General features: G+C 65.7%; 25 protein-coding genes. 8 read left to right on the forward strand and 17 right to left on the reverse strand.

What is annotated here, in order from left to right:
• Nucleotides 1-17 precede the first annotated feature (17 nt).
• Genes DFP89_RS13555 through DFP89_RS13565 form a run of 3 tightly spaced genes read right to left on the reverse strand, consistent with a single transcriptional unit; the run spans nt 18 to nt 3,428 of the window.
• On the reverse strand, nt 18-1,490 hold the full coding sequence (locus tag DFP89_RS13555; protein ID WP_114349932.1) for a carboxypeptidase M32: 1,473 nt from the start codon (nt 1,488-1,490) through the stop codon (nt 18-20).
• Nucleotides 1,487-2,632 carry a heme A synthase gene (gene ctaA, locus DFP89_RS13560; RefSeq protein ID WP_114349933.1) on the reverse strand — a complete coding sequence of 382 codons (1,146 nt, stop codon included), beginning with the start codon at nt 2,630-2,632 and terminating at the stop codon, nt 1,487-1,489. Before ctaA ends, DFP89_RS13555 begins: the two co-directional genes overlap by 4 nt.
• Before the next feature lie 55 nt (nt 2,633-2,687).
• Nucleotides 2,688-3,428 carry an RNA methyltransferase gene (locus tag DFP89_RS13565; RefSeq protein WP_114349934.1) on the reverse strand — a complete coding sequence of 247 codons (741 nt, stop codon included), beginning with the start codon at nt 3,426-3,428 and terminating at the stop codon, nt 2,688-2,690.
• Nucleotides 3,429-3,504: 76 nt separating this feature from the next.
• Here DFP89_RS13565 and DFP89_RS13570 point away from each other — a divergent pair, with 76 nt between their 5' ends.
• The 4 genes from DFP89_RS13570 (at nt 3,505) to DFP89_RS13585 (ending at nt 7,898) form a co-directional block, all read left to right on the forward strand.
• Nucleotides 3,505-4,116, forward strand: coding sequence for a thiamine phosphate synthase (locus tag DFP89_RS13570; protein WP_114349935.1), 612 nt, complete (start codon nt 3,505-3,507; stop codon nt 4,114-4,116).
• Nucleotides 4,117-4,305: 189 nt separating this feature from the next.
• Nucleotides 4,306-5,862 (forward strand): glutamine-hydrolyzing GMP synthase, encoded by a 1,557-nt coding sequence (guaA, locus tag DFP89_RS13575; protein ID WP_114349936.1) that lies wholly within the window; start codon nt 4,306-4,308, stop codon nt 5,860-5,862.
• A 199-nt stretch (nt 5,863-6,061) separates the two neighbouring features.
• Entirely contained in the window at nt 6,062-7,093 is a 1,032-nt protein-coding gene (locus DFP89_RS13580; RefSeq protein WP_245948746.1) for a Dyp-type peroxidase, read from the forward strand.
• A gap of 1 nt (nt 7,094) precedes the next feature.
• Complete coding sequence (locus DFP89_RS13585; protein WP_114349938.1) at nt 7,095-7,898, forward strand: family 1 encapsulin nanocompartment shell protein; 804 nt, start codon at nt 7,095-7,097, stop codon at nt 7,896-7,898.
• 108 nt (nt 7,899-8,006) lie between these two features.
• Here DFP89_RS13585 and DFP89_RS20540 read toward each other — a convergent pair whose 3' ends face one another.
• The gene (locus tag DFP89_RS20540; RefSeq protein ID WP_220269840.1) at nt 8,007-8,315 is read right to left on the reverse strand and encodes a cysteine hydrolase family protein; all 309 of its coding nucleotides are present in this window, start codon (nt 8,313-8,315) and stop codon (nt 8,007-8,009) included.
• A 29-nt stretch (nt 8,316-8,344) separates the two neighbouring features.
• Nucleotides 8,345-8,686 carry a cysteine hydrolase family protein gene (locus DFP89_RS20545; RefSeq protein ID WP_220269841.1) on the reverse strand — a complete coding sequence of 114 codons (342 nt, stop codon included), beginning with the start codon at nt 8,684-8,686 and terminating at the stop codon, nt 8,345-8,347.
• Nucleotides 8,687-9,056: 370 nt separating this feature from the next.
• On the opposite strand from DFP89_RS20545, the gene DFP89_RS13595 reads away from it, so the two are divergent.
• A complete protein-coding gene (locus DFP89_RS13595; RefSeq protein ID WP_114349988.1) occupies nt 9,057-10,367 on the forward strand; it encodes an NAD(P)/FAD-dependent oxidoreductase in 1,311 nt (436 codons plus the stop codon).
• Here DFP89_RS13595 and DFP89_RS13600 read toward each other — a convergent pair.
• From DFP89_RS13600 to folK, 4 genes are all read right to left on the reverse strand, one after another.
• Nucleotides 10,364-11,011 (reverse strand): DUF2062 domain-containing protein, encoded by a 648-nt coding sequence (locus DFP89_RS13600; RefSeq protein WP_114349939.1) that lies wholly within the window; start codon nt 11,009-11,011, stop codon nt 10,364-10,366. The two genes, DFP89_RS13595 and DFP89_RS13600, sit on opposite strands and share 4 nt — an antisense overlap.
• A 43-nt stretch (nt 11,012-11,054) precedes the next feature.
• On the reverse strand, nt 11,055-13,172 hold the full coding sequence (locus DFP89_RS13605) for a RelA/SpoT family protein (RefSeq protein ID WP_114349940.1): 2,118 nt from the start codon (nt 13,170-13,172) through the stop codon (nt 11,055-11,057).
• Between the two features lie 21 nt (nt 13,173-13,193).
• Nucleotides 13,194-13,550, reverse strand: a complete 357-nt coding sequence (rpoZ, locus tag DFP89_RS13610) for a DNA-directed RNA polymerase subunit omega (RefSeq protein ID WP_114349941.1) — start codon at nt 13,548-13,550, stop codon at nt 13,194-13,196.
• Between the two features lie 71 nt (nt 13,551-13,621).
• Nucleotides 13,622-14,224 (reverse strand): 2-amino-4-hydroxy-6-hydroxymethyldihydropteridine diphosphokinase, encoded by a 603-nt coding sequence (folK, locus tag DFP89_RS13615; RefSeq protein ID WP_114349942.1) that lies wholly within the window; start codon nt 14,222-14,224, stop codon nt 13,622-13,624.
• 10 nt (nt 14,225-14,234) lie between these two features.
• Here folK and DFP89_RS13620 point away from each other — a divergent pair, with 10 nt between their 5' ends.
• Nucleotides 14,235-14,786 (forward strand): LabA-like NYN domain-containing protein, encoded by a 552-nt coding sequence (locus tag DFP89_RS13620; RefSeq protein WP_114349943.1) that lies wholly within the window; start codon nt 14,235-14,237, stop codon nt 14,784-14,786.
• 205 nt (nt 14,787-14,991) lie between these two features.
• A complete protein-coding gene (locus DFP89_RS13625) occupies nt 14,992-15,966 on the forward strand; it encodes a glycosyltransferase family 8 protein (protein ID WP_114349944.1) in 975 nt (324 codons plus the stop codon).
• An 18-nt stretch (nt 15,967-15,984) separates the two neighbouring features.
• Here the strand turns inward: DFP89_RS13625 and DFP89_RS13630 are convergent, their stop codons facing one another.
• The 3 genes from DFP89_RS13630 to DFP89_RS13640 form a co-directional block, all read right to left on the reverse strand.
• Entirely contained in the window at nt 15,985-17,397 is a 1,413-nt protein-coding gene (locus DFP89_RS13630) for a peptidoglycan -binding protein (RefSeq protein WP_114349945.1), read from the reverse strand.
• Complete coding sequence (locus DFP89_RS13635; RefSeq protein ID WP_245948749.1) at nt 17,387-19,042, reverse strand: hypothetical protein; 1,656 nt, start codon at nt 19,040-19,042, stop codon at nt 17,387-17,389. The genes DFP89_RS13630 and DFP89_RS13635 overlap by 11 nt, the downstream gene beginning before the upstream one ends.
• 88 nt (nt 19,043-19,130) lie before the next feature.
• On the reverse strand, nt 19,131-19,685 hold the full coding sequence (locus tag DFP89_RS13640) for a gamma-glutamylcyclotransferase (protein ID WP_114349947.1): 555 nt from the start codon (nt 19,683-19,685) through the stop codon (nt 19,131-19,133).
• Nucleotides 19,686-19,791: 106 nt separating this feature from the next.
• Here DFP89_RS13640 and DFP89_RS13645 point away from each other — a divergent pair, with 106 nt between their 5' ends.
• Complete coding sequence (locus DFP89_RS13645; protein ID WP_114349948.1) at nt 19,792-20,802, forward strand: DUF2125 domain-containing protein; 1,011 nt, start codon at nt 19,792-19,794, stop codon at nt 20,800-20,802.
• Here DFP89_RS13645 and DFP89_RS13650 read toward each other — a convergent pair.
• From DFP89_RS13650 to DFP89_RS13670, 5 genes are all read right to left on the reverse strand, one after another.
• A complete protein-coding gene (locus tag DFP89_RS13650) occupies nt 20,799-21,743 on the reverse strand; it encodes a prephenate/arogenate dehydrogenase family protein (protein WP_114349949.1) in 945 nt (314 codons plus the stop codon). The genes DFP89_RS13645 and DFP89_RS13650 overlap by 4 nt on opposite strands.
• On the reverse strand, nt 21,743-22,846 hold the full coding sequence (hisC, locus tag DFP89_RS13655; protein ID WP_114349950.1) for a histidinol-phosphate transaminase: 1,104 nt from the start codon (nt 22,844-22,846) through the stop codon (nt 21,743-21,745). The genes DFP89_RS13650 and hisC overlap by 1 nt, the downstream gene beginning before the upstream one ends.
• 168 nt (nt 22,847-23,014) lie before the next feature.
• Complete coding sequence (locus tag DFP89_RS13660; RefSeq protein ID WP_114349989.1) at nt 23,015-23,536, reverse strand: DsbE family thiol:disulfide interchange protein; 522 nt, start codon at nt 23,534-23,536, stop codon at nt 23,015-23,017.
• Between the two features lie 13 nt (nt 23,537-23,549).
• A complete protein-coding gene (ccmD, locus tag DFP89_RS13665) occupies nt 23,550-23,693 on the reverse strand; it encodes a heme exporter protein CcmD (protein WP_114349951.1) in 144 nt (47 codons plus the stop codon).
• Nucleotides 23,690-24,415: a heme ABC transporter permease gene (locus DFP89_RS13670; protein ID WP_114349952.1), complete on the reverse strand. Its 726-nt coding sequence runs from the start codon at nt 24,413-24,415 to the stop codon at nt 23,690-23,692. Before DFP89_RS13670 ends, ccmD begins: the two co-directional genes overlap by 4 nt.
• Nucleotides 24,416-24,427 lie beyond the last annotated feature (12 nt).

Raw genomic sequence — 24,427 nt, forward strand, 5'->3', positions numbered from 1 at the left:
AAATATCCATGCCAAGGTCACAGCCGGTAGATACCGGCGAATTTTTCTTCCAGATAATCCAGCAAGGGCTCTTCGCTGACCGGGGCGCCGGTCGCGCGCTCGATCAGATCGCGCGGCGGGTAAAGCCCGCCATGGCGCTGGACGTTCTCGCGCAGCCATTCGACCGCCGGCCCCGCATCGCCCTGCGCAAGGAAACGATCCAGATCCGGCACGGCCTGACGCATCGCCGCGTTCAGGCAGCCGGCATAGACATTGCCAAGCGCATAGGTCGGGAAATAGCCGAAAAGCCCCACCGCCCAATGCACATCCTGCAGGACACCATGGGCCGGACGGTCCACCGCCACCCCGAAATCCTTGAGGAAGCGCGCATTCCAGGCCTCGACCAGATTTTCGACATCCAGCCGGCCCGCGATCAGGTCGCGCTCCAGATCGAAGCGCAGCATGACATGCAGGTTATACTGGACCTCATCGGCCTCGGTGCGGATATAGCCGGGGGTGACGCGGTTCACCGTGGCATAGAAGGCCTCGGCATCGGGCACGGAAAGCCCGTCAAAGGCGTCCGACATGCGCTGATACAGCCAGCCGGAAAAGGCCCGGCCCCGGCCGATCTGGTTTTCATAGATGCGGCTCTGGCTTTCATGCGCCCCCATCGAGACCCCGCGTCCCAGGGGCGTAAAGGCATAGTCGCTGTCGATCCCCAGCTCATAGCTGGAATGACCGACCTCGTGGATGGTCGAGTAAAGACAATTGAAGGGATCGGTCTCGACCACGCGGGTGGTGATGCGGCTGTCCTGCCAGCGCCCGGAGCTGAAGGGATGCACGGCCAGATCAAGCCGGCCCCGGCTCCAGTCATAGCCAAAGGCGGTGGCGCAGGTGCGGGCCAGACGCAGCTGGGTTTCCTGCGGGAAATCCCCCTTCAGCGGCTGCGGCTGGAATTCGGCCCCCAGCACATCGTCGCGCAGCGCCACCAAGCGCGGACGCATGGCGTCAAACAGCGCCGCGATCTGGGCCTGTGTCGCACCCGGCTCGTAATCGTCCAGAAGCGCGTCATATAGATCGCCGCCATCCGCCAGCGCCGCCGCCTCTTCGCGCTTGAGCATCAGGATGTCGTTCAGCGCCGGCAGGAAGTCCTGCGGCGCGTCATTGGCGCGAGCCTCGGCCCAGATGCTTTGCGCAAGCGAGGTCTGCTTGGCCAGTTCGGTGGCCAGCCGCGCCGGAATGCGGGTCGCGCGCTGATGATCGCGGGCGATCAGCTCGATGATGCGGGCGTCCTCCTCGTCCTCGGGAACAGCCTGATCCAGCCATTCACCGACGCGCGGATCGGTGCGGCGCTCATGCAGGACCGCCTCCATCGCGGCGGTTTCCTCGGCGCGCTGCTCGGTCGCGCCGCGCGGCATCACGGTTTCCTGGTCCCAGCCCAGGCGTTCCGCCACCGAGGACAACGCCTCGGTCTGGCGCTGAAAGGCTAGCAGGTCGTCGAAAGCGCTCATCGGACAGTCCCCCGGACCGAGGTTTCATAAGGATAGCGGGCATGGTGGCGCGCCCGCAGGATCAGCGTGAACAGTGCCACCGCGCCCAGCTGATGCGCCAGCGCCGCATGCAGCGGCGAGGCATGGATCACGTTCACGATCCCCAGCCCGACCTGCACCGCCACGGCGGCCAGCATGACCGTATAGGCGCCCCGTGTCACCGGATGCGGCGAACGGCGCGCGCGCAGCCAGACCACCACGGCAAAGATCGCCAGCAGATAGGCAACCATGCGATGGGTGAACTGCACCAGCGCCGGGTTTTCAAAGAAGTTCCGCCAGCCAAGCGCCGGGTCCCAGATCGCCGCCGGGATCCATTCGCCGCCCATGGCCGGCCAGCCCGTATACATGCGCCCGGCATCAATGCCCGCAACCAAGGCGCCAATCAGGATCTGCACGAAGGTCAGATGCATGAGGCCGGTGGTCATGGAAAAAAGCTTGCCCTCTCCAGCGCGGCGGGCGCGCATCAGCTCGGCCTCGGAGCGTCCCAGCGCCAGCGCATACCAGGCGATCAGGCCAAGAATGGCAAAGGCCAGCCCCAGATGCACCGCCAGCCGGTACGAGGCCACGCGCACCATCTCGCCCGAAAGGCCCGAATGCACCATCCACCAGCCGATCGCGCCCTGCGCCCCGCCAAGGGCGCCAAGCCCCAGCAGGCGCGGCGCCCAGCCGGCCGGGATGCGCTTTGTCGCCCAGAAGAACAGGAAACCCGCCGCCCAGATCACGCCGACCAGCCGCCCCAGCAGGCGATGCGCCCATTCCCACCAATAGATCTGCTTGAAGCCCGCCAGATCCATGTCCGGGTTTTCCAGCCGGAACTGCGGGATCTGCTTGTACTTATCGAATTCGGCCTGCCAGGCGGCGGCATCCATCGGCGGGATCGCCCCGGTCACCGGCTTCCATTCGGTGATCGACAGCCCCGAGCCGGTCAGCCGCGTGGCGCCCCCCAGCGCGATCATCGCCGTGACCAGCACGAACAGCACGATCAGCCAGACCCGAATCGCGCCGCGCGCGCCCTTGGGGCCGGCATCGATCATCCCGCCCGAGGGCGCCGAGGCGCGCGGGGTCGTGTCGGTGACTTCCTGAAAGACGGGGCGTCTTGCCATGTCAGCTTCCTTCTCGATCAGGCGCGACCTTGACCCGGGCGCGCCCGGAAATCAATCAATCGCGGCGCATCAGCTGGCGCAGCATGCCGTGAAAGATGCGGGTATCGGCCCGCGTCAGCGGCAGGCGCGACCAAAGATTGCGCAAGGTCAGTTTCATCGCCGGGGCTTTTTCTGGCGGAAAGAAAAAGCCCGCGTCGATCAGCCGCTCTTCCCAGTGATCGGCCAGCTTCTCGATCTCGATGCGGGTGGCGGGGGCCTCGCCATCGGGGCGGCGGCCCTGCGGTGCGGGCTGGGCGGGCAGCACCTCGCGCCCCCATTCGTAGCCCGTCAGCAGAACCGCCTGCGCCAGGTTCAGCGAGGGGAAATCCGGGTTCACCGGCACGGTGATGATGGCATTCGCCCGTGCCACGTCGTCATTTTCCAGCCCGGCGCGCTCCGGGCCATAGATGACGGCGATGCGCTGGCCCTCGGCCACACGGCTGCGCCCGTCCGCCATGGCGGTCGCGGGTGTCAGCACCGGCTTGGTCAATTCGCGCCCGCGGGCGGTGGTCGCATAGGCGTAATCGATATCCGCCATGGCTTCGGCAAGGCTTGGATAGACCCGCGCACGATCCAGCACCTGCCCCGCCGCGCCCGAGGCCATGGCGATGGCCTTGGGGTTGGGCCAGCCGTCGCGCGGTGCCACCAGACGCAGGTCGGTCAGGCCGAAATTCAGCATGGCGCGGGCGGCGGCGCCGATATTCTCGCCCATCTGCGGGCGGGTCAGGATGATCGCGGGTTCCATGGGCGCGGCCATATCCTTAGCGCGACCCACTGGCAAGGCGCGCGGCACTGCGCTATCTGCTGACAGCAAGACGAAGGATGACAGTGCCATGACCGAACAACCGAATTCGCCGCAACTCTATCTGGTCACCCCGGTCGGGGCGGCGGCCTCGACGGTCGGCCCGCTTCTGGCGGATATCATGGACCGCTTTCCGGTGGCCTGCCTGCGCATCCCCGGCGCCGGAACCGAGGACGAGCTGGGCCGCATCGCCGATCTGGCGCGCGAGATCGCCCATGCCCGCGATGTGGCCGTGGTCATCGACGACCATGTGCAGCTGGCGCTGCGCCACGGGCTGGACGGGGTGCATCTGAAGGACGGCGCTCGCAGCGTGCGCTATGCCCGCAAGGAACTGGGGGCGGATGCCATCGTCGGCGCCTTTTGCGGCACCTCGCGCCATGACGGCATGAACGCGGCCGAGGCTGGCGCCGATTATGTGAGCTTTGGCCCCTGCGGCGCCTCGGCGCTGGGACATGGCGCCATCGCCGAGCTGGAGCTGTTCCAGTGGTGGTCCGAGGTGATCGAGGTTCCGGTCGTCGCCGAAGGCGCGCTGACCCCGGCTTTGATCGGCCATCTGGCGCCGATCACCGATTTCATCGCGCTCGGCCCGGAAATCTGGTCGGAGGCAGATCCGGTCGAGGCGCTTGCGCATCTCTGGCGCTGACCGGACCGGCGGCAAGGGCAGCATGGATATTTGAATGAAGAAGAAAGGCGCTTTCGTTGACGCCGCGCCCGACCTGCCGGCGTGGCGCGATGCTGCGGCTTTCATCTTCATCTAAATATCCAAAATACGGTCCAAGCCGAGATCAGCTAGCCTCTTGCGGATGCGTCGGACGCGGCCTAAAGGCTCATCATGACCCAGCATCAGCGCCTTCTTATCATCGACTTCGGCTCTCAGGTGACGCAGCTGATCGCGCGCCGCCTGCGTGAACTGAACGTTTATTGCGAAATCCATCCTTATCAGAACGTCACCGACGCCTTCCTGAAGGACTTCGCCCCCAAAGCCATCATCTTTTCGGGCGGCCCGGACAGCGTGACGCGCGACGGATCGCCCCGTCCTCCGGCCACGGCCTTTTCCATGGGCGTGCCGATCCTGGGCATCTGCTATGGCCAGCAGGTGATGATGCAGGAACTGGGCGGGCTTGTTGAAAGCGGCCATGGCACCGCCGAATTCGGCCGCGCCTATGTGACCCCCGCCGAAGAGCAACTGCCGCTGCTTGAAGGCTGGTTCTCGGACGGGCGCGAGCAGGTCTGGATGAGCCATGGCGATCATGTCAGTCGCATCGCCCCTGGTTTTCAGGTCTATGGCACCTCGCCCGGCGCGCCCTTTGCGATCACCGCCGATCCCGCGCGCAATTTCTATGCCGTGCAGTTCCACCCCGAGGTGCATCACACCCCGCGCGGCGCAAAGCTCTACGAGAATTTCGTCAAGCTGGCGGGCTTTACCGGCGACTGGACCATGGCCAGCTATCGCGAGGAAGCGATCCGCAAGATCCGCGAACAGGTCGGCGACAAGCGGGTGATCTGCGGACTTTCGGGCGGTGTTGACAGCTCGGTCGCGGCGGTGCTGATCCATGAGGCGATCGGCGACCAGCTCACTTGCGTCTTTGTCGATCACGGTCTTTTGCGGCTCAATGAGGCCGAGGAAGTCGTGACCATGTTCCGCGACAACTACAACATCCCGCTGATCCATGCCGATGAGGCCGACCTGTTCATCGGCGCGCTGGAAGGGGTTTCCGACCCCGAGGTCAAGCGCAAGACCATCGGGCGGCTGTTCATCGACGTCTTCCAGAAATACGCCAACCAGATCGAGGGCGCCGAGTTTCTGGCCCAGGGCACGCTTTATCCCGACGTGATCGAAAGCGTCAGCTTTTCTGGCGGGCCTTCGGTCACCATCAAAAGCCACCACAATGTCGGCGGCCTGCCTGAAAAGATGGGCCTGAAGCTGGTCGAGCCCTTGCGCGAGCTCTTCAAGGACGAGGTCCGCGCCCTTGGCCGCGAGCTTGGCCTGCCCGAAAAGTTCATCGGCCGCCATCCCTTCCCCGGCCCCGGCCTTGCCATCCGCTGCCCCGGCGAGATCACCCGCGAAAAGCTGGATATCCTGCGCCTCGCCGATGCGGTCTATATCGACCAGATCCGCAAGCACGGGCTTTACGACGAGATCTGGCAGGCCTTTGTCGCGATCCTGCCGGTCCGCACCGTGGGCGTGATGGGCGACGGGCGCACCTATGATTTTGCCTGCGCGCTCAGGGCCGTGACCTCGGTCGACGGGATGACGGCGGATTACTATCCCTTTACCCATGAGTTTCTGGGCGAGACCGCGACCCGGATCATCAACGAGGTCAAGGGCATCAACCGCGTCACCTATGACATCACCTCGAAGCCGCCGGGCACGATCGAGTGGGAATGATCCCGGCGCATAGCTGACGCCCGCATGCATGATCGCCTTGGTCCGATCTGCCGCAAGCGGAAGGGTTTGGCCGGAACGGCCCTCTGTCGTGACGAATGACCTGTCCGGTTTTCGGGCAGGTCAGGGTCAGTTGACGGCGCAAGGGGAATATTCGACAGTTGCTGTAGCCCCCCCTTCTGATACCCAGCGGAGCAGTTCTGTGGACCCGAGTGAAAGCCAACCGGTTGCAGCGAAACTGTCTCGGTCCGCGATTTTCCTTGTCGCGACGATCAACGAGGGTGCCGAGCATGCTCAGGCCGTGCGCGCCTTTTGCGCGGATCTGTCGGCCTTCGTGCGCGCCGTCGGGTTTCGCAATATCGAAAGCGGGCTGTCCTGCGTTCTCGGCATCGGATCGGATGCCTGGGACCGGCTGTTTGGCGATCCGCGGCCAAGGGAGCTGCACGTGTTTCGTGAAATTCGCGGCGTGCATGACGCGGTTTCGACGCCGGGCGATCTGCTGTTTCACATTCGAGCCAACCAGATGGACCAGTGTTTCGAGCTGGCCGCGCAGATCATCGCCCGGCTGCGTTCGGCGGTGACGGTCGTCGATGAAACCCATGGTTTCAAGTATTTCGACTATCGCGATCTTCTGGGTTTCGTGGACGGAACCGAGAACCCGACCGGGCAAAACCTGCTGGACTCAGCGCTGATCGGCAATGAGGACGCCGCCTTCGCCGGTGGCAGCTACGTGATCGTGCAGAAATACCTGCACGATCTGCCGAAATGGAATGCGGTGCCGGTCGAACAGCAAGAGGGGATCATCGGGCGCAAGAAGCTTTCGGATATCGAGCTTGAGGACAGCGTGAAGCCCTCATACGCCCATAACGTGCTGACCGTGATCGAGGATGATGACGGAAACGAGCTGGACATCGTGCGCGACAACATGCCCTTCGGCGAGATCGGCAAGGATGAGTATGGCACCTATTTCATCGGCTATGCCCGCTCGCCCGAGCGAACCGAGCGGATGCTGGAAAACATGTTCATCGGCAATCCGCCCGGAAATTACGACCGCTTGCTGGATTTCAGCCGGGCGGTGACCGGAACGCTGTTTTTCGTGCCGACGGCCAGCTTTCTGGACACGGTGACGCCGGAGGCGCCGGCAGGTGCGGCGACCGCGCCGGAAGCGGCGATGCCGCCCGCGGCAGAGCAGACGGGATCTCTTGGCATCGGCTCATTGAGAAGCGAGGATTGACATGGACAATCTCCACCGTGGACTGGCGCCCATATCCAGCGCCGCATGGGCACAGATCGAGGACGAGGCGACGCGCACGCTGAAGCGCTATCTTGCCGCGCGCCGGCTGGTCGATCTGCTGGGGCCCAGGGGCTATCAGCTCAGCGCCGTCGGGACGGGCCATGCCAGCCCCCTTGCCCCGCTGCAAGACGGGCTGAGCGTGCTCAAGCGCGAGGTCAAGCCGGTGCTGGAATTGCGCGTGCCCTTCCGGCTGTCGCGCCGGGCCATCGACGATGTCGAGCGCGGCTCCGGCGATTCCGACTGGCAGCCGGTCAAGGATGCGGCGCGGACGATTGCCGAGGCCGAGGATCGTATCGTGCTTGAAGGCTATGACGCGGCGGGGCTTGAAGGGATCAGCCAGACCAGCAGCAACCCCAGGCTGGCCCTGCCCGACGATATCAGCGCCTATCCCGAGATCGTCGAGAAAGCGGTGAACACGCTGCGGCTGGCAGGCGTCAACGGTCCTTATGCGTTGCTGCTGGGCGCCGTCCCCTATACCCGCCTGACCGGCGGCAGCGACAAGGGCTATCCGGTGCTGAAACATGTCCAGAAACTGGTCGACAAGGACGTGATCTGGAGCCCGGCCATCAAGGGCGGCGCGGTGGTGACGACGCGGGGAGGCGACTTCGAGCTGACCATCGGCCAGGATCTGTCGATCGGCTATCTTGGCCATGACGCCGAAACGGTCGAGCTTTATCTGCAGGAAACGCTGTCCTATCAGACCCAGACCAGCGAGGCCTCGGTGATCCTCGAGCCGTCCGCCTGAGAAGCGGACCGGCGGCCTGTGGCGGGGGGCCGCAGCCGCCCCACACCGGCAGAAAGATGAATGCGATGGAAAAAGGGGGCGCATGTCGCGCCCCCTTTCGTTTCCGGATCAGCCCCGCTGCGAATCCAGCTGCTCGCCATCATGCTCAACCGAGCGCGCTTTCGTATAGCTTTCGATCAGCAGCCGGTATTCGGGGAAGATCTGGGTATAGATCTCGGCCCATTTCTCGGCGTCGTCGCGGTGCCAGGTCCGCTGGATTTCCGAGGCCACGGCGGCGGTGTCCATCGGCACGGCGCCAGCCTGCACCACGCGGGCCAGGGTGATTTCCTCGGCCATCTTGGAATAGGTGCCCGAGGCATCGACCACGACAAACACCTTGTAGCCGGCGGCAATCGCCGAAATCGCCGGGAAGGCCATGCAGACGCTGGTGATGGTGCCGGCGATGATCAGGGTCTGCGACCGGTTTCCTCAACCGCCTTGACGAATTCGGGGTTGTGCCATGCGTTGATCTCGCCGCGGCGGGCGACGTATTTCGCATGCGGCGCGTTGGCATGGATTTCCGGGATCAGCGGCCCGTTCGGACCCTGCGGCACCGAGGCCGTGGTGATGACCGGAATACCCGCCAGCGTCGCGATCGAGGCCAGCGCCCCGGCATGGCGGCGCAGCGCCGTCATCGGCATGTCGTTGACGGTCTGGAAAAGGCCGCTTTGATGGTCGATCAGCAGCATGACCGCATCATTGGGATCGATCACCGGAAGCTGGCCGTTGAAGTTTGCAGGAGCACTCATGGCTTTACCCTTTCGTTAACTAGAAACGGGCAGCGGGGCTTTCGGTTTGGCACATGGCCCCGCTGTCACTGTCGGAAAGATAGTCGGAAATTTAGAACACACAACGCCGCATATGTTCTCTTTGACAGAACACCGGGTTTGCGGCGACTTCGTTGACTTCGGGGTCTTGCATCCCCGTGGCATCGCGAATCCGAATGACTGCGGGGACAGGAAAATCCTAGCATGACGACGGCGCGGCGCCAGACCCGATCTTGGCCGCGCGAGGCAATCCGGCTGCCGTTGCGGAAATCTGCGCGGGACCTAGAGATTTCGCCCGTGCTCTGGCATCACTGGAGCAATCCGGGGGATGGCCCCGGCGATGGATGCCGCCATGAACCTGCTTTTCGCCAATGACCGGCGCGGGACCTATCCGCCCAGCCTTTACGCCGAGACCCGCACGCCGCTGCCCGATTTCCCCGAGCAGCGCGGCGAAGAGCGCGCGGATGTGGTCATTGTCGGCGGCGGCTATACCGGCCTTTCCGCCGCCCTGCATCTGGCCGAGGCGGGGCTCGACGTGATGCTGCTTGAGGCGCATCGCATGGGCTTTGGCGCCTCGGGCAGGAATGGCGGCCAGCTTGGCTCGGGCCAGCGGCTTGAGGTGGACGATCTGGAAAAGATGGCCGGGCGCGAGACCGCCCGCCGGCTTTGGGACATGGCCGAGGAAGCCAAGGCCCTGACCCGCGATCTGGCGGCGCGATCCGGCGTGCCGGTCGCGGACGGAATCGCCCACGCCTTTCGCAAGCCCGGCGAATATGACCATGCCCGGGGCATGATCGAAAAGCTTGCGCGCGACTACGCTTATGACCGGATCGAGGCGCTGGACCGTGACGCATTCCGGGCGCTGGTGCCCTCGGACGCCTATGTCGCGGGCGAACTGGACCATGGCGCCGGGCATCTGCATCCCTTGAACCTTGCGCTCGGGATGGCGCGGCTGGCGGATGCGGCGGGCGCGCGCCTGCGCGAGATGAGCCATGTCCACCATATCCGCCACGGCCAGCGCGCGGGCGAGAAAAGCATCGTCCAGACCCATAAGGGCCGGGTCTTCTGCGATCATGTCATTCTGGCCGCCAATGGCTATCTGGGCCATCTGGACATGAAGGTTGCGGCCCGGGTCATGCCGATCAACAACTTCATCGTCGCCACCGCCCCCCTTGGTGCGCGCGCGGCCGAGGTGCTGACCCGCGACATCGGCGTCCATGACACGAAATTCGTGGTGAATTACTGGCGCCTCGACCCCGAGGGGAGGCTGATCTTTGGCGGCGGCGAGAATGTCAGCTATCGCTTTCCTGCCGATATCGCCGCCAAGGTGCGCGGGCCGCTTCTGGAAATCTATCCCGGCCTGGCGGATGTCGAGCTGACCCATGCCTGGGGCGGCACGCTGGCGATCACCATGAACCGCATGCCCTGCTTCGCGCGGCCGGCGCCGAACTGCCTGTCGGCCAGCGGCTTTTCCGGCCATGGCGTCGCGCTGGCGACGCTTTCGGGCAAGCTGATGGCGCAGGCGGTACAGGGACAGGCGCAGGGGTTCGATACCATGGCCGCCCTGCCCTCGCGCCCGTTTCCGGGCGGCGGCATGTTCCGCTGGCCGATGCTGGTCGCGGGCATGAGCTGGTATTCGCTGCGCGACCGGCTGGGCTTTTAAGCCTCGGGGTTATCCTTGGCCGAGGCGGCGGATTGCGCCTGTGCACGTGCGATGCGCGCCGCCATCTTGCGGGCGCGGCGCTTGTGATAGGCGCGGATCACCGGCACGGTCAGGTAATAGCCGATGGCCGAAACGATCAGCCCCGGCCCGATCCCGCCCACGACATAGGGCAGGAAGTAATTGTCCCAGAAATGGTCGAAATTCTGCCAATGCACCGCCCGGTCGGTAAAGGGCGCCAGCACATTGTTCCACAGATCGCCCGAGGCGCGGGTGAATTCCTCGAAGATCAAATGCGGATGCAGCTTGCCCTCGACCCCCAGCATCCAGCGGCCAAGGCTGACCGACAGCACGGCGATGAACGGGAATGTCAGCGGGTTGCCGACGAATGTGCCCAGCAGCGCCGCGACGATATTGCCGCGGATCGCCCAGGCGACCAGCGCCGCGGTCATGAAGTGAAAGCCGAAAAGCGGCGTGAACGAGACAAAGATCCCGGCTGCAAAACCGCGCGCGATGCGCTGCGGCTGGTCCGGCAGGCGGCGGATACGGTGAAGGACATATTGCGACGCGCGCCGCCATCCGCCGCGCGGATAGATCATCTCGGTCGCGAGCTGGGAATAGCTGCGCGGCTTGCGTCTCTTGAACATGCGGCCCCGTCTCTATGGCGTCAGTCGCGCGCGCACCGCCCGGTCAGGTCACATGCGCCGAAGGATCGCGGATGCGCGACACCTGCGCGACGTCGCTTTCCGCCTCAAGCGCGGTCAGAAGCGCGTGCAGATGCTCGCGGTCGCGCAACTCGACCTCGACCCGCAAGCGGTAGAAATCCGGCTTGCGATCGACGAATTCCAAGTCCGAGATATTGGCCCCCTGCATCCCGATCAAGGTGCAGATGCGCCCCAGAACCCCCGCATCATGGCGGATGGTCAGCAAAAGCTTGGTCGAATAGGCGGCGGGATGCTGGCCCTCGCGCCATTGCAGATCGACCCAGCGTTCGGGGCTGTCCTCGAACTCGGCCAGAACCGGGCAGTCGATGGCATGGATGACCACACCTTTGCCGCGATAGGTGATGCCGATGATACGCTCGCCCGGCAACGGGCTACAACAGGGCGCGCGGGTGAATTCCTGATCCGCCTCAAGCCCGGCGACGGCGCGGCGGGCATCGATCTCGCTGCTGACGGCGGCGAGTTCGGGGTAAAGCGTGGTCAGCACGTCATGCGAGGAAATCTCGGCGCTGCCGATCCGGGCCAGCAATTCGTCGGTATCGGGCAGCGCCATGGTCCGCGCCGCCGTGCGCAGCGCCTTGTCACTGACCTTGCGGCCGACATGCTCAAAGGCCACCCGCACCAGTTCCGAGCCAAGCCGGATAAAGCGCGTCCGGTCCTCTTGCCGCAGGCTGCGCCGGATCGCGGCCTTGGCGCGGCCGGTCACGACAATGTCCAGCCATGTCGCCTGCGGGCGCTGGCCGGATGCGGCGATGATCTCGACCGACTGGCCGTTCTTCAGTCGCGTCCACAGCGGCACGCGGATGCCGTCCACCTTGGCGCCGACGCAGCTATTGCCCAGCCGCGTATGGATCGCATAGGCGAAATCCAGCGGCGTCGCGCCCTTGGGCAGCGGGATCACATCCCCCTTGGGCGAGAAGCAGAAGACCTGATCGGAATACATCTCAAGCTTCACATGCTCGAGGAACTCGTCGTGGTCTTCCTCGCCGAAGCGTTCGGTCAGGCTGGCGATCCATTCGCCCGGATCGACGGCAAAGGGGTTCTCGGTACGCACGCCGTCGCGATAGGCCCAATGGGCCGCGACGCCGGCCTCGGCCACTTCGTGCATCTGGCGGGTGCGGATCTGCACCTCGACCCGTTTGCCGTCGCGGCCCGACACCGTGGTATGGATCGAGCGGTAGCCGTTCGCCTTGGGCTGGCTGATGTAATCCTTGAACCGGCCCGGCACGGCGCGCCAGCGGTGATGGATCACGCCCAGCGTGCGGTAACAGTCCTGCTCATTGCGGGTGATGATGCGGAAACCATAGATATCCGACAGCCGCGAAAAGCTGAGCTGCTTTTCCTGCATTTTGCGCCAGATGCTGAAGGGGCGTTTCGCGCGGCCATAGACATCGGCCTCGATCCCCTCGCGTTCCAGTTCAGCGCGGATATCGCCGGTGATCTTGGGAATGACGTCACCGGATTCGCGTTGCAGGCTGACGAAACGGCGGATGATCGAGTTGCGCGCCTCGGGGTTGATGACCTTGAAGGCCAGGTCCTCAAGCTCTTCGCGCATCCATTGCATACCCATACGCCCGGCCAGCGGCGCAAAGATATCCATGGTCTCGCGCGCCTTTTGCAGCTGCTTGTCGGGGCGCATCGACTTGATCGTGCGCATATTGTGCAGACGGTCGGCCAACTTGACCAGAATGACGCGCAGGTCGCGCGACATGGCCATGAACAGCTTGCGGAAATTCTCGGCCTGCTTGGAATGGGCGCCCGACAGCTGCAGGTTGGTCAGCTTGGTCACGCCATCGACCAGATCGGCCACCTCGCGCCCGAAAAGCTGCGACACCTCGGTCCAGGTCGAGCGCGTGTCCTCGATCGTATCGTGCAAAAGCGCGGTGATGATCGTGGCATCGTCCAGCCGCATCTCGGTCAGGATGGCGGCGACGGCGACGGGATGGGTGAAATAGGGTTCGCCCGAATGGCGAAACTGCCCTTCATGCATGCGACGCCCATATTCATAGGCGTCGCGAATAAGGTCGGCATTTGTGCGCGGATTATAGTTGCGAATCAGCGCGATGAGGTCTTCGACGTCGATCATTTGCAGCCGAAGACCTTATGCTCAGTTCCTGCCTTGGGCGTCCAGCATCATGCGCAGCATGCGCTCTTCCGATTCCTCGTCGACGGGCTTCGGACGGTCGATTTCGGCCCCCAGAAGCAGCGCCATCGCGTCCTCTTCGGGCTCGTCGACCTCAATCTGGGTCTGGGTGGATTCGATCATCCGCTCGCGCAGGTCGTCCACGGGCTGGGTCTCGTCGGCAATTTCGCGCAGCGAGACGACCGGGTTCTTGTCATTGTCGCGGTCGATGGTCAGCGGGCTGCCGGCGGCGATTTCACGCGCGCGATGGGCGGCCAGCATCACCAGGTCAAAACGGTTGGGAACCTTGTCGACGCAATCTTCGACTGTCACGCGGGCCATAGGTCACCTTATCAGCTGGAATCGGAGTAGCGGGGGCGAAGCCGGATATTTGGCGACCCCGGACGGAATTGTCAAGTCGTGGCAGGCTCCATGCCCTCCAGCGCGCCGGGTGGCAAGTGCGAAAGCATCTGCGCCACCGTCAGGCCCAGCCGCGGATGGCGCCAATCCGGCGCCACCTCGGCTAGGGGCGCCAGCACGAAACCGCGATCCTGCATCCGGGGATGGGGCAGGACCAGCCCTTCAGGCGCGGCCTCGGCCTGCCGCTCGGGCGGCAAGGCGCGCCAGGCGTCATGGGTGGCGGCGTCGGGCAGGACCAGATCGCCGTAAGCCAGAAGGTCCAGATCGATGACCCGCGCCTGCCAGCGCGGCCCCTTGCGCTCGCGCCCGAAGGACGCCTCGACGCGGTGCATTTCGGCCAGCAATTGCTGAGGCGAAAGCCCCGTCGACAGTGCAACTGCCGCGTTCACGTAATCCGGCCCCGAACCTTTCGGAAAAGCCGGGGTGCGCCAGAACCGGCTATTCGCAACTATTTTTATATTTGTATTTTTTGTCAGTTCAGATAGGGCTTTACGCAGGGTCTCGGCTGGCATACCAGCGAAACCTGCCGAACTAGGCAGGTTTGCCCCAAGGGCCACCAAGGCTAGATTTGGCTCGCGAATTGGATCACCTAACATCGAGGGTATCGTGTTCTACAAAGACGACCGGCTGGCGTTGTTCATCGACGGGTCGAATCTCTATGCTGCTGCAAAGTCGCTTGGCTTCGATATCGACTACAAGCTGCTGCGGCAAGAATTCGAACGCCGGGGCAAGCTCATCCGCGCCTATTACTACACGGCCCTGCTGGAGAACGAGGACTACTCGCCGATCCGTCCTCTGGTCGATTGGCTGCATTACAACGGCTATTCCATGGTCACCAAGCCCGCCCGCGAATACACTGACGGGCTGGGCCGCCGCAAGGTCAAGGGCAACATGGATGTCGAACTGGTCATCAACGCCATGGAACTGGCCCCGCGGCTGGACCATGCGGTGCTGTTCTCGGGCGATGGCGACTTCAAACCGCTGGTCGAGGCGCTGCAGCGTCAGGGCGTGCGCGTCTCGGTCGTGTCGACCATGCGCAGCCAGCCGCCGATGATCGCGGACGAGTTGCGCCGTCAGGCCGACAACTTCATCGAACTGGACGCGCTGCGCGAAATCATCGGCCGCCCGCCGCGTGAGAACGCGGCCCCCGAGGCCTGAGCCCGTCCAGCAATCGCGGGCGCCGGCCTGTCCGGCGCCATGCGGCACCAACTGGAATATGATCATGCAAGGACTGCCGCGCGCCGGGTGGAAACCCGGCGCGCGGATTCTGCGTTGATGCCTGCGCCACGCCCGGACTAGAACTGGGTCAAGACGACCGCGAAAGGACGCGCCATGACCGGATCCAGCCTGACATGAGCCTGATATGGGCCTGACCCCGACCTTCTCCTCCGGCTTTCAGCCGCAATCGGATCTGGCCGTGATCGTCGCCTGCGACGCGAATTACCTGCCATATGCAGCAACGCCGGCGCTGGCCATGGCAGCACAGCCGGGACGGGAATATGATGTGCTGATCGGCGGCCCCGAACCCGCCGGAATGCCCGCCGCGCTCAGCGCCGCCGGGATCGGCCATGTCGCCGCCCGCGACGAGGCATTGCTGGACGCCCTGCCGCTGGATGCGCGCCGCTCGCTTGCGACCTATATGGAGCTGTTTCTGGGCAATTCGCTGCGCGGCCATTACCGGCGCATTCTGGTGATCGATGCCGATATTCTTTACGAACGCGGCGATCCCGCGCGGCTGATGCGGGCCGACATGCTGGGTCAGGCGGTCGCCGCCGTGCGCGACAACCGGCAATGGCGCACGCCGGGCCGCAAGGTGGCCGAGTTCAGAAAGCTGGGCGAGCCCGCGCATCCCTATTTCAACGCCGGCGTCGTGATGATCGACACCGAGGATTTCGCCACCCAGGACCTGCCCGCGCGGGCCGCGGCCTTCGCCCGCGACCACCTTGCCGGATTGGGGCGTGATCAGGCGCTGATGAACGGCATCCTGAAGGGCAGCTGGGCCGAGATCAGCCCCCTGTGGAACTGGCAGTTCACCTCGGCCTCGATGCATTTAAGCGCCATGGCCGATCCCTGCCTGATCCATTTCATCGGCACGCGAAAACCCTGGCTGGCCTCGTCGCAGGGGATCGTGCCGATGCGGATGCGCGCGGCCTTTGGCGAGGTGCTGGCCGAGCATTTCCCCGGCATGCCGCCGGTGCCGAATGCGCATGGCCGGAGCTGGCCCACGACCAGCGCGCTGCGCGCAACGCTGTTTCGGCAATGGCGGGCGGCGGGGGCGATGACACGCTATCTGAACCGCTTCGCCGATGCCTATACGCTGGTCGATCCGCGCGCCTGAAAGGGTAACGTCGCGCGGCTAGCGTTCGGTCAGCTTCAGCTCGATCCGGCGGTTTCGGGCCATGGCATCAGGGCTGTCACCTGTCGCGACCGGGCGGGTATCGGCAAAGCCTGCGGGCGCAAGGCGGCTGGCGGGAAAGCCCAGCTCATCGACCATATAGCGCACGACCGCCAGCGCCCGGGCCTGGCTCAGTTCCCAGTTGTCGCGATAGCGCCCCTGCCCCGACAAGGGCTGACTGTCGGTATGGCCGTCCACGCGGATGATCCAGTCGATCTCGGGCGGGATCTCGCCCGAGATCTGACTGAGCATTCCGGCCACGCGGGCGATCTGCGCCTCGCCCTCGGGGGAAAGCCGCGCCTCGCCGGCGGGAAACAGCACCTCTGAGGAAAAGACAAAGCGGTCGCCCACGACCTGCACGCCCTCGCGCCCTTCAAGGATCTGCGAGAGCCGTCCAAAGAACTCCGAGCGATAGCGCGCCAGATCGCGGGCCTCGTCCTCGGCCTTGCTGCGATCCTGCTCTGCCTTGGCGCGAGCTTCTTCCTCAAGCGCGCGGCGCTTGCGCTCTTCCTCGGCGGCGCGCAGCAGCGCGAGGTTCAGCTTTTCGCCCAGATCCTCGGCGCGCAGGTCGGCGGCGGCGCGTTCCTCGCCAGCCGCGTCCAGCACCGCCCGCAGGCTGCCCAGCTGGTTGTTGAGCTGCGCGACCTGCTGGTTCAGCGCCTCGACGCGGCGGCGGTCCTCGACCGTCAGGGCCTCTTGCTCGGACAGCTTGCGCTCGGCCAAAGCCAGCAACCCCGCGCGCGCCTCGGCCTCGCTGGCCTGTGTTTGCGCCTGTGCGGTCAGGTCGGCCTTGGCGGCCTCGGCCGCGGCCAGCAGGGTCAGGGTCTCCTCGGCCTTCTTGCGGGCGGCCTCAAGCTCCAGCGCCGTGGCATCCAGTTCCGCCCCCGATTTCGCCAGCCGCTCACGCAAGGCCTCGGCGGCGGCGGCATCGGTCAGGCGCGCGGCCTCGGTCTCGGACAGCTGGGCCTGGGTGTCGGAATTGCGCTGCCGCAGGTCACCGATCAGCGCCTCCAGCGCCTCGCGCCGGGCAGCGGCCAGCCGCGCGGCCTCGGCCTGGGCGTCGATTTCCCCCCGGGCGGCGGTCACGGCCTGTTCCGATTGCCGCAACCGGTCACGCTCGGCAGCCAGATCGCGGTCCAGGGACGTCGCGCGCGCCTGCGAACTTGACAGCGCATCCGACAGCTCGGCGATCTCGGCGCCCAGCTGGTCCAGCTCACTGTCCTGAGTGGTGATCTGGTCGCGCAGCACCGATTGCACCAGCAAAAAGATGGTCAGCACGAACATCATGACCATCAGAAGCGCCGTCATCGCATCGACGAAGCCCGGCCAGATCGTGGCCGAAAAGCGGTTGCCGCCGCCCCGGCTAAGCCCCATCGCCCCGCTCCAGATTGCGGATGGCGCGGGTCAGCGCCGCCATGTCCTCGCGCAGCTCCGCGATCAACCCGTCGCGACCGCTGGCCGATTCCTCGACCAGCCGGCCCAGCAGCTCGTCGATTGAGCGCAGGCGCATCCGCGCCTCGGGATCGTCGGGCGAAGGCACCTTGGCCTCGGCCAGATCGATCAGCCGCGCCTGCCCGTCAGCCAGCCGGTTCAGCGCCTTGTTCAGCGCCATTTCGCGCGCCGCAGTGGCGTTCTGCTCGGCCGAAGGCTCGGTAATCGGGGCGACAGGTGGCGGGGCTTCGGCCAATGCCACCAGCCGCGATTGCCCCTCGGCCAGACGTTCCAGCGCGACGGTCAGCGCGGGCAAATGCGTGGGCGCGGGTTGTTCCGCCAAGGCCACCAGCCGCGACTGCCCGTCTGAAAGCTGTCCCAGCGCCGCGACCACCGCCGGGCCTTCGCGCGGATCGGCGGCAATCCGGGCCTGCGTCTCGGCCAGCCCGGCAAGGCCTTGTTCAAGCCCGGCCAGCGCCTGCGCCACCGCCTCACGCTCAGTGGCCAGCGTTGCAGTCAGCTGGTCGCGGTCGCTGCCCATTAAACCAGCCAGCCTTTCCACCCCCTGCGCCAGCGACAGCGCGCGCTGATCGGCAGCGGCGGCCTCCTGATCGCGCAGCTCATCGCGTTGCAGGTAGAATTCCTGAAGACCGGCCAGCTGCGCCTGCACCCGCTCGACAAAGCCCGCCAGCGCCGCCTCGCCCAGTCCCTGCCCCTCGGCGCCGCCCAGACCGATGCGGGTAAAGCCCGACATCCATTCCTCAAGCTCGCGATAGAAGCGGTTCTGGCCATGGGTCACGAACAGCTCCAACAGGCCCACGACCAGCGATCCCGCCAGCCCCAGAAGCGAGCTGGAAAAGGCCGTGGCCATGCCGCCAAGCTGGGATTCCAGCCCGGTCATCAGCTTGTTGAAAACCTCGATCCCGGTCTCGCCATCCTTGGGCGACAGGGCGCGAATCGTGTCGACCACCGCCGGCACCGTCGTCGCCAAGCCGTAGAATGTCCCCAGAAGCCCCAGAAAGATCAGCAGATTCGCCAGATATCGGGTGATGTCGCGGGCCTCGTCGATCCGCGTCGCCACCGATTCCAGGATCGAGCGCGACGATTCGGTCGAGATCACGCCCCCCGCCGGCCCGTGCTGCCCCAACAGCGCGGCCAAAGGCGCAAGCAGGCGCGGCGCATCGTCGGGCGCTGCGGGATCGGCGGTGCCGACGCCACGCTCGGCGGCATTGCGGCGGCGCGAGGCGAAGCGTTCGATCCAGCTCACGGATTTCACCAGCTCGGCCACCTGCCAGAAACAGCCCAGCACACCCATCACGAAGACCGCGACGATCAGCCCGTTCAGCCAGTAATTCGACGCAAAGATCGACAGGATCCGGCCATAGGCGAACCACGCGCCCGCAATGACCAGCCCCAGCACGATCAGCATCAGAACGATCTGGCGCACCGGCTGCGAGAATTGCGGCTGTGACGGGACCGGCGTTCCCGGCCCTGCGCCCCGCGTTGCCGCCAACCGGGCGGCACGGGTGCGGCGGCCCTCGGGCGCGGCGGGTGCGCCTTCGGGCGGTTCCATGTCAGATCGGGACAAGTGCAATCCCCTTCCCAGCTTTCGGCGCCGACTGTAGGGGCAGGATCACCGTCTGCCAAGTCACCGAAACGACAAGCGAGGCGCGTGGTTACCGCTTTTCGGGTTGCAGCAGGCGGCGCACCTCGGCGGCCAGCGCGTCCATCTCCAGATCCTCGACGCCCATCTGCGCCAGATGCCGCATGGTATTGAAAAGATAGTCCGCATTCGGGCCACGCCCGCCATGGGCGCGGGCGATCATCCGCGCCTGTGCGGACAGTTCCAACCCACCGGCATATTGATCATGATCGCGCCGGATGACATAGCCCACGGCCTCGACCTGCCGCCCGTCCTGCAATTGCAGCGCCAGCATCTGTTCGGAATAGGCGTAGGTGGTCAGCTCGCGCTCGCGCAGACCGGCCAGCGCCTCGGGCCAGTCCGGCTCGGCCACGCGCAGGGCAAGACCGACACAATGCGCGCCGGGATGGGCGTCCAGCCCCAGCACCAGCCCCGGCGTCTCGACGGTACCGCGATAGACGACCGACAGCAGGCAAAAGCTGCGCGCATAATCCTCAAGCCGGGCGGCGGCCATTTCAGCCACCGGAAAGCCCGGATCCCACATCAGCGAACCATAGGCAAAGACCCAATGCTCTGGCCGCTCAACCATTCCCAAACCCGTGCCTCAAACCCGCGCCTCTGACCACTTGCGACTGGCCGTGTCTTAGGACAGCATGGCCGGCGTTCCAAGCCGCCAAACTCCATGAGGGGAAATCTTGCGCCGAGTTTCAATCTTCGCGATTTTTCTGGTCGTCGTGCTGGCGGGGCTGTGGCTGGGTGGTGAAACCCTGCTTGCGCGCAAGCTGAGCCAGCTGGCCGAACAGGACCCCAAGCTTGAGATCGGCGCGGTCACCGAACTGCGCGACATGCGCCAGATCGGCGTGCATCTGGCCGACCTGCAGGTCACGACGCCCAAAGGCGCGCTGACCCTGCCCACGGCGGATCTGTGGCTTTCGCCCGTGCATCTGACCACGGCGCGGCTGACCCTTCCCGATCAGGCCACGCTTGACATGGGCGCGGGCCCCTTGACGCTTGAGCTGAGCGATCCCGGCGCAAGCCTGCGGCTGCGGCCCTTGGGCGGGATGACACTGGGCAGCGCCGATGTGACCGCCGGGCCGATGAAGGTCGACGGCGCGTCTCTGGCAGATGGGCTGCATGTCAGCGCCGAACTGGGCCGGCTTGGCCATGATTCCCCGCTGGGCGCCATGGCCGCCTATGACCTGAAGATCGGCATCGAAGGCTTTGATCCGAAACGAATCGCCCCCGAGATCACCCTGCCCGGCGCGCTTCAGTTCGAGGGCAGCGGCCGCGTCTGGCTGGACAGTGCCCCCGGCCCCCGAACGCTGGCGCCCGAGACCCGCCCGGCGCTGGTCGGGCTGCGCATCGATCAGGCCGAGCTGACATTGGGCGATCTCGGCGTCAGCATCAATGGCCGCCTTGAGGCCGATGCCGAGGGCCGTGCCAAGGGCGAATTGACGCTGGCGACCGAGGATATCGGGCCATTCCTGCAAGCGGCGGCCAGCGCCGGGCTGATCCCCGAACAGGCGGTGGTTCTGGCCGGTGCGGTCTGGCAAAAGCTTGCCACCCGCGACGATGTGACGGAAGGCGGCGACGCCACCCCGACCAAGGCCAAGGGACCCCGGCTGCGCCTGCCTGTGACATTCGCCGATGGCAAGATGCATCTTGGCCCGTTGCCGCTGGGGCCTGCGCCGCTGTTTCCGCGTTAGGGCTTTTTCGCGACGTCCGCACCGGCGGCAGGCAGGCTGCGGCCGAAATCCGGCGCCGCCGTGTCCTGCCCGGCCTCGATGATGCCGCGCCGGATCGCGCGGGTGCGGGTGAAGTAATCATGCAGATGCGGGCCGTCGCCCATGCGGATGGCGCGCTGCAGGACGAAGAGTTCCTCGGTAAAGCGGCCAAGGATATCCAGCACCGCCTCCTTGTTCTGCAGGAACACGTCGCGCCACATCGTCGGGTCCGAGGCCGCGATGCGGGTAAAATCCCGAAACCCGGCGGCGGAATATTTGATGACCTCGCTTTCGGTCACGCGCTTGAGGTGATCGGCCACCCCCACCATCGTATAGGCGATCAGGTGCGGCGTATGGCTGGTCACCGCCAGCACCAGATCGTGGTGCGGCGCGTCCATCTCCTCGACATTGGCGCCCATGGCGCGGATCAGCGCCGCCAGCCGCGCCACGGCCTCGGGGTCGGTGCCCTCGGGCGGAGTCAGAAGCCACCAGCGATTGCGAAACAGCGCCGCAAAGCCCGCGCGCGGGCCGGAATGCTCGGTCCCGGCCAGCGGGTGGCCGGGGACGAAATGCACGCCCTCGGGCAGATGCGGGCCGACCGCCTCGATCACCGCCTGCTTGACCGAGCCGACATCGGTCACGGTCGCGCCGGGCGCCAGATGCGGCGCGATCTCGGCCGCGACCTCGCCCATGGCACCGACCGGCACCGCAAGGACGACCAGATCGGCGCCTTTGACGGCATCGGCGGCGCTGTCGGTAACGCGATCGACCAGCCCGATCTCGCGCGCGGTGTCGCGGGTGGCGCCGCTGCGAGCATAGCCCACGACCTCGCGCGCCAGCCCCGCCTCGCGCATGGCCAAGGACATCGAGCCCGCGATCAGCCCCAGACCGATCAGTGCCACGCGATCATAAAGCGCCGCCATCAGCCGCGCTCCGCCCGTTCGGCCATGAACTGGCCGATAACATGAGCGACCCGCCGGCACGAGGCCTCATCGCCCACGGTGATGCGCAAGCAATGCGGCAAGCCGTAGCCGGCAACGCGGCGCACGATCAGCCCCTGCGCCTTCAGCGCCTCGTCGCAGGCTTCAGCAGTGGCGGTATCGGCAAAGCGCGCCAGGATGAAATTGGCGCAGGACGTGTCCGAGGGCACGCCCTTTTCCGCCAGCGCCTCGGCCAGCCAGTTGCGCATGCGGGCATTCTCGGACTGGCAGCGGGCGATATGGTCGCGGTCGCGCATGGCGGCCTCGGCCCCCTCCAGCGCGGCATTCGACAGATTGAAAGGGCCGCGAATGCGGTTCAGCACATCGATGATCTCGCGCGGGCCGTAGCCCCAGCCGATGCGCAACCCGCCCAGCCCATAGATCTTGGAAAAGGTCCGGGTCATGACGACATTCGGCAGCCGAGTGGCCAGCTCGGCGCCGCCATCGTAATCGCCGACATATTCGGCATAGGCGGCATCGATCACCAGAATCGCCTGCGGCACGGCGCGGGCCAGCCGCTCAAGCTCGGGCAGGCCGATCATGGTGCCGGTCGGATTGTTCGGATTGGCGACAAAGATCAGCCGCGTACGCTCGGTCGCGCCGGCGATCAGCGCGTCGATATCGGTCACGCGGTCACGCTCGCGCACCTGAACCGGGGTCGCGCCGGCGGCATGGGCGCTGATGCGATACATCAGGAAACCATGCTCGGTGAACAGCACCTCCGTTCCCGGCCCGGCATAGGCCTGACACAGGAAATGGATGATCTCGTCCGAGCCGACGCCGCAGATGATGCGCTCGGGGTCCAGGCCATGCACCTCGCCAATCGCGGCGCGCAGGCCGGCATGGTCGGTATTGGGATAGCGATGCAGCGAATGCGCGGCGCGGATCACCGCCTCGCGCGCCTTGTCCGAAGGCCCGAAAGGGTTCTCGTTCGAGGACAGCTTGACGACATTCTCGATCCCCGCGACCTTGGCGGCGCCGCCCTCATACAGGGCGATCTCCATGATGCCGGGTTGCGGGACGATGGTCGTAAGGGTTTGCGACATGACGGACCTCTTGCAAGCCTCGCCCTCATATCCGCCACTGCAGGGCTTGGAAAGGCTTGTCAGACAGACGCGCCCGAACATGGGCGCCCAAACGCCTGATCTTCTTTCATGTTCAAATATCCACCGCGACCCGGCGCGGCCGGGCGCAACACCTGTATCACTCGGCCGTCACTCGGCAGCAGCGCGAGCCTTTTCCAGCTCGGGCAGGAAACGGGTGGTGTAATCCTCGCGCACCAGCGGCCCGGCATGGCGGTAAAGGATGCGCCCCTGACCGTCGATGATGAAGGTCTCGGGCGGCGCGGTCACGCCCCAGTCGATGGCAATGCGCCCGCGCGGATCGGTGGCCAGCGCGTGAAACGGGTCGCCATGCTCGGACAGGAACCCCAGCGCGGCGCCCTCGGGGTCCTTCAGATCGACGCCGTAGACCGGCATGGTCTTGGCAAGCTCGGTCAGGGTCGGATGCTCGGCCCGGCAGGGCGGGCACCAGCTGGCCCAGAAATTCACCAGCTTGACGCCGGGCTGGCGCAGCATCTCGTCAGTGAGCTGGGTCTTGCCGGGCAGCGTGGTCACCCCCACCGCCGGCGCCTCGCGCGCGATCAGCGCCGAGGGGACAGAGTTCGGATCGTCGCGCATCAGCGCCCAACCGGCCAGACCGGCGAAACCGGCGAATACCGCCACCGGCAACAACATCATCGGCGAAAGCTTAGCCACGGTTCTCATGCTCCTCAAGCTCGCGCCGCGCGCGGGCATTGGCGCGGATGGTCTGCAGGATGACCCCGGCCAGCAGCAGGACACTGGCGCCATAGGCGGCGGCCACGGTCCCGGCATATTTCCCCAGCTCGATCATTTGCGCATCTCCCTTGCCAGCAGCGCGGCCAGACGGCGGCGGCGGATCTCGGTCCGGGTGCGGATCAGCAAAAGCGCCACGAACAGCAGGAAAAATCCCGCCATCGTCAGGTAAAGCGGATAGCGATAGACCGCCGCCATCCGCTCGCCCGGTGCGAGCGACAGCGAGGCGCCCTGATGCAGGCCCTGGTTCCAGAAATTCACCGCATAGCGCGACAGCAGCGCAAAGACCGACCCGACAAGGCACAGCACGCTGGTCAGGTCGGCGGCGCTGTCGGGGTTCTCGACCGCCTCCCACAGCGCCATATAGCCCAGATAGAACAGGAACAGGATCAGAAAGCTGGTCAGGCGCGGATCCCATTCCCACCATGTCCCCCACATCGGCTGGCCCCAGATCGCGCCGGTGATCAGCGCGATCAGCGTCATCACCGCACCGACCGGGGCAGCGGCCTTGGCGGCCAAGGCACTGACATGATGGCGCCGGATCAGCCAGATCAGCGAGGTGACCAGCATCATCAGCCAGATATTGATCGCCATCAGCGCGGCGGGCACATGCAGGAAGATGATCTTGACCGTCGCGCCCTGCTTGTAATCCAAGGGCGTCAGAAAGCCCCAGACCAGCCCGGCGACAGTGCAGATCGCAGCCCCCGCCACCGCCCATGGCAGGACGGCGCCCGAGGTGCGCATGAATTTGACGGGGTTCGCGTATTCCCAGATCGACATGGATGCTTCCCT

Origin of the sequence: Paracoccus lutimaris (assembly GCF_003337565.1) — a bacterium.
Taxonomy (GTDB): Bacteria; Pseudomonadota; Alphaproteobacteria; order Rhodobacterales; family Rhodobacteraceae; genus Paracoccus; species Paracoccus lutimaris.

What these genes read in the sequence shown, in the direction of transcription:
- DFP89_RS13555 (WP_114349932.1), bottom strand. Translation starts at nt 1,490, where the DNA reads ATGAGCGCTTTCGACGACCTGCTAGCCTTTCAGCGCCAGACCGAGGCG.
- DFP89_RS13570 (WP_114349935.1), top strand. Translation starts at nt 3,505, where the DNA reads ATGACCGAACAACCGAATTCGCCGCAACTCTATCTGGTCACCCCGGTC.
- DFP89_RS13565 (WP_114349934.1), bottom strand. Translation starts at nt 3,428, where the DNA reads ATGGCCGCGCCCATGGAACCCGCGATCATCCTGACCCGCCCGCAGATG.
- folK (WP_114349942.1), bottom strand. Translation starts at nt 14,224, where the DNA reads ATGTTAGGTGATCCAATTCGCGAGCCAAATCTAGCCTTGGTGGCCCTT.
- DFP89_RS13625 (WP_114349944.1), top strand. Translation starts at nt 14,992, where the DNA reads ATGGGCCTGACCCCGACCTTCTCCTCCGGCTTTCAGCCGCAATCGGAT.
- DFP89_RS13670 (WP_114349952.1), bottom strand. Translation starts at nt 24,415, where the DNA reads ATGTCGATCTGGGAATACGCGAACCCCGTCAAATTCATGCGCACCTCG.
- DFP89_RS13595 (WP_114349988.1), top strand. Translation starts at nt 9,057, where the DNA reads ATGAACCTGCTTTTCGCCAATGACCGGCGCGGGACCTATCCGCCCAGC.
- DFP89_RS13660 (WP_114349989.1), bottom strand. Translation starts at nt 23,536, where the DNA reads ATGTTGTTGCCGGTGGCGGTATTCGCCGGTTTCGCCGGTCTGGCCGGT.
- DFP89_RS13640 (WP_114349947.1), bottom strand. Translation starts at nt 19,685, where the DNA reads ATGGTTGAGCGGCCAGAGCATTGGGTCTTTGCCTATGGTTCGCTGATG.
- ctaA (WP_114349933.1), bottom strand. Translation starts at nt 2,632, where the DNA reads ATGGCAAGACGCCCCGTCTTTCAGGAAGTCACCGACACGACCCCGCGC.
- ccmD (WP_114349951.1), bottom strand. Translation starts at nt 23,693, where the DNA reads ATGATCGAGCTGGGGAAATATGCCGGGACCGTGGCCGCCGCCTATGGC.
- DFP89_RS13630 (WP_114349945.1), bottom strand. Translation starts at nt 17,397, where the DNA reads ATGGGGCTTAGCCGGGGCGGCGGCAACCGCTTTTCGGCCACGATCTGG.
- hisC (WP_114349950.1), bottom strand. Translation starts at nt 22,846, where the DNA reads ATGTCGCAAACCCTTACGACCATCGTCCCGCAACCCGGCATCATGGAG.
- DFP89_RS13650 (WP_114349949.1), bottom strand. Translation starts at nt 21,743, where the DNA reads ATGGCGGCGCTTTATGATCGCGTGGCACTGATCGGTCTGGGGCTGATC.
- guaA (WP_114349936.1), top strand. Translation starts at nt 4,306, where the DNA reads ATGACCCAGCATCAGCGCCTTCTTATCATCGACTTCGGCTCTCAGGTG.
- DFP89_RS20540 (WP_220269840.1), bottom strand. Translation starts at nt 8,315, where the DNA reads ATGGCCTTCCCGGCGATTTCGGCGATTGCCGCCGGCTACAAGGTGTTT.
- rpoZ (WP_114349941.1), bottom strand. Translation starts at nt 13,550, where the DNA reads ATGGCCCGCGTGACAGTCGAAGATTGCGTCGACAAGGTTCCCAACCGT.
- DFP89_RS20545 (WP_220269841.1), bottom strand. Translation starts at nt 8,686, where the DNA reads ATGAGTGCTCCTGCAAACTTCAACGGCCAGCTTCCGGTGATCGATCCC.
- DFP89_RS13605 (WP_114349940.1), bottom strand. Translation starts at nt 13,172, where the DNA reads ATGATCGACGTCGAAGACCTCATCGCGCTGATTCGCAACTATAATCCG.
- DFP89_RS13585 (WP_114349938.1), top strand. Translation starts at nt 7,095, where the DNA reads ATGGACAATCTCCACCGTGGACTGGCGCCCATATCCAGCGCCGCATGG.
- DFP89_RS13600 (WP_114349939.1), bottom strand. Translation starts at nt 11,011, where the DNA reads ATGTTCAAGAGACGCAAGCCGCGCAGCTATTCCCAGCTCGCGACCGAG.